Raw genomic sequence first — 3,667 nt, 5'->3', positions numbered from 1 at the left:
CCTGGAACACCGGGCCGTACACCAACCCCCCTTCCGCATAACGCTCGTACACACCCTCAACCGAAACCGGCACCGCACCCACCGGAGGCCACACGCTCAGATCAGCCCCGCCCACACCGCCCCGCACCCCAGCGCCCAACACACCCGTCGCATGCCGGGTCCAGGACGTGTCGTCCACCGCACCCTCACCACGGGAGAACACCCGCACCGCACGACCACCAGAGCCGCCCTCAGGCGCATCCACCACCACCTGCACCTGCACACCACCACGCACCGGCAACACCAACGGCGCCTCCAGCGTCAACTCCTCCAACACCCCACACCCGACCTGATCCCCCGCCCGAATCGCCAACTCCACAAACCCGGTGCCGGGGAAGAAGATCGAGCCACCCACGACATGGTCGGCCAGCCAGGGCTGGGTCTGCGCAGAGAGTCGACCGGTGAAGAGGACCCCCTCCGAGTCGGCGAGCACGACGGCCGCGCCCAGCAGCGGGTGGTCGGTGGCACCGAGGCCGATGGCCGCCGGGTCACCGTGATCGGTCGACGTCTGCGACCAGAAACGGCGACGCTGGAAGGCGTATGTGGGCAGATCGACCTCGCGGGCTCCGCTGCCCTCGAAGACGGCGGGCCAGGCGACTTCGCCACCCGCGGCGTACAGGCGCCCCAGTCCGGCCAGGAGGGACCGCGCCTCCGGACGTCCCTTGCGCAGCAGCGGCACGCACACCGTCTGCTCCGTCTGCCCCGCCCGCTCCGACTCCTCGGTCTCCGCGCTCTCCGCGAGGCACGTCTGTGCGAGGCCCGTCAGCACACCGTCGGGGCCCACCTCCACGAACCGTGTCACTCCACGGTCCGCGGCGCTGCGCACGCCGTCGCTGAAGCGCACCGCTTCGCTCACATGCCGCAGCCAGTAGTCCACCGAGCACAGCTCCTGCTCGGCGGCCACGTCGCCCGTCACGTTGGACACCACTGCCAGCTTCGGCTCAGCGAACGACAGGCCCTCCAGGACCTGCCGGAAGTCGGCCAGCATCGGCTCCATCAGCGAGGAGTGGAAGGCGTGCGACACCTTCAGCCGGGACGTCTTTCGGCCCTGTGCCCGCAGCCACTCCGCGACCTCCTCCACCGCCGCTTCGGGGCCGGAAAGGACCACGGACCGCGGGCCGTTGACCGCGGCCAGGCCGGCTCCCGCCGACTCAGCGAGCAGCGGCAGCGTCTCCTCCTCCGTCGCCTCGACCGCGACCATCGCGCCGCCGGCCGGGAGCGCCTGCATCAGCCGGCCGCGCGCGGTGACCAGCGTGCAGGCGTCCGCCAGGGTCAGCACCCCGGCGATGTGCGCGGCGGCGATCTCGCCGATGGAGTGCCCCATCACGAAGTCGGGGCGTACACCCCAGGAGTTGACCAGGCGGTACAGGCTCACTTCGACCGTGAACAGGGCGGGCTGGGCGTACTCGGTACGGTCCAGCAATGCCGCGTCAGCCGCGCCCTCGTCCGCGAACAGCACGTCCTTCACGGGCCGTTCCAGCAGACCGTCGAACTGCTCGCAGATCTCGTCCCAAGCCTGCCGGAAGACGGGATACGTGTCGTAGAGCTCACGGCCCATGCCGGTGCGCTGCGCACCCTGCCCGGTGAACAGGAACGCGGTCTTGCCGCTGGTACGCACCGCGTCCGGCGCGGCCGTTTCCTCGGCGAGGGACCGCAGGCCGGCCACCAGCTCGGCCGTGTCCGCGCCGAGAACGGTCGCGCGCTGCTCCAGCGCGCCGCGCATCGTCGTCAGGGACCAGCCCACATCCGCCGGACGGAGTTCGCCGTGCTCCTCCACGTACGACGCGAGTCGCGCCGCCTGGGCGCGCAGCCCTTCCTCGCCGCGGGCGGAGATGACCCACGGCACCACGGCGTCGCTCGACGGCCCGGCCTCCGAGGAGTCGGCTGCCGGCTCGTCGTCACGGTCGTGCGCAGCCTGCTCGATGATCACGTGGGCGTTCGTACCGCTGATGCCGAAGGACGAGATACCCGCGCGGCGCGGCCGGTCGACGTCCCACGCGACTTCCTCGGTCAGCAGCCGCATCGCGCCCGCCGTCCAGTCGACGTGGGTGGACGGCTCGTCCACGTGCAGGGTCCTGGGCAGTACGCCGTTGCGCATCGCCATGACCATCTTGATGATTCCGGCGACGCCGGCGGCGCCCTGGGTGTGGCCGATGTTGGACTTGACCGAGCCCAGCCACAGCGGCCGGTCGGCGGCGCGCTCCTGTCCGTACGTCGCCATCAGGGCCTGGGCCTCGATCGGGTCACCCAGGACCGTGCCGGTGCCGTGCGCCTCGACCGCGTCGACGTCTGCGGCGGTGAGCTGGGCGTTGGCCAGTGCCTGGCGGATGACGCGCTGCTGGGCGGGGCCGTTCGGCGCGGTGAGGCCGTTGCTGGCGCCGTCCTGGTTGACGGCGGAGCCGCGTACGTGCGCGAGCACCCGGTGGCCGTTGCGCGCGGCGTCCGACAGCCGCTCGACCACGAGGAGGCCCACGCCCTCGCCCCAGCCGGTACCGTCCGCTCCGGCGGCGAACGCCTTGCAGAGACCGTCGCGGGACAGACCGCGCTGGCGGCTGAACTCCACGAAGGCGGCGGGCGAGGCCATGATCGTCACACCGCCTGCCAGGGCGAGATCGCACTCGCCGTTGCGCAGGGCCTGGATCGCGAGGTGCAGCGCCACCAGCGATGACGAGCACGCCGTGTCCACGGTCACGGCCGGCCCTTCCAGACCGTACGTGTAGGCGATGCGCCCGGAGACGATGCTGCCGGAGCTGTTGCTGCCGGTGTAGTCGTGGTAGACGAGACCGGCGAAGACACCGGTGGCGCTGCCCTTGAGCGTCGCGGGGTCGATGCCCGCCCGCTCGAACGCCTCCCAGGACGTCTGCAGCAGCAGTCGCTGCTGCGGGTCGGTGATGAGGGCCTCGTTCGGGCTGATGCCGAAGAAGTCCGCGTCGAAGTCGGCCGCGTCGTGCAGGAACCCGCCCCTGCGTACGTACGTGGTGTCCGGGCGGGACTCGGTGGGGTCGTAGAGGCGGTCGACGTTCCAGCCCCGGTTCTCGGGAAAGTCGGTGATGGCGTCGTCGCCTTCGGAGACCAGTTTCCACAGGTCTTCGGGTGATTCGATGCCGCCGGGGAAGCGGCAGGACATGCCCACAATAACGATCGGGTCGTCGGCGAGCACGCCGGTCGTCGGCAGGACGGTGGTGGCGGCCACGTCTCCGGAGACCTCGGACAGCAAGTGGTCCGCGAGGTCGCCGGCGGTCGGGTAGTCGAAGACGAGAGTGGCCGGCAGGTGCAGGCCGGTTGTGTTGTTGAGGCTGTTGCGCAGTTCCACCGAAGTCAGCGAGTCGAAGCCCAGGTCACTGAAGGCGCGGTCCGGCGCGATGGCCGCGGGCGTCGCATGACCCAGTACTGCGGCGACTTGTCCCCGCACCAGGTCGAGGACCGCTTCGTGGCGTTCGGACTCGGCGAGTACGGCGAGGCGTTCACCGAGCGAGCCGGCAGCAGCGATCGCGGTCCGCGAGGTGGCCTGTCGGCGTGCCGGGCGTCCGGTGAGGTGGTGGTAGAGGGACGGGAGTGCGGTGCCCTGCGCTCGCAGCGCCTCCACATCAAGACGTACCGGTACCAACGCCGCATCCGCCCGCGCACC

The 3,667-nt window shown here is 71.0% G+C and carries 1 protein-coding gene; it reads right to left on the bottom strand.

Annotation, left to right across the window (positions count from 1 at the left end; all coding sequences use genetic code 11):
• Window positions 1-3,667: type I polyketide synthase (locus ACZ7IB_RS48885; RefSeq protein ID WP_470921821.1), on the bottom strand; the 3,667-nt coding region annotated here is incomplete at both ends.

Source organism: Streptomyces sp. NPDC037301 (assembly GCF_055602785.1).
Note: the sequence above shows the minus strand (reverse complement) of the source record. Positions and strands in the feature narration are given on the sequence as shown.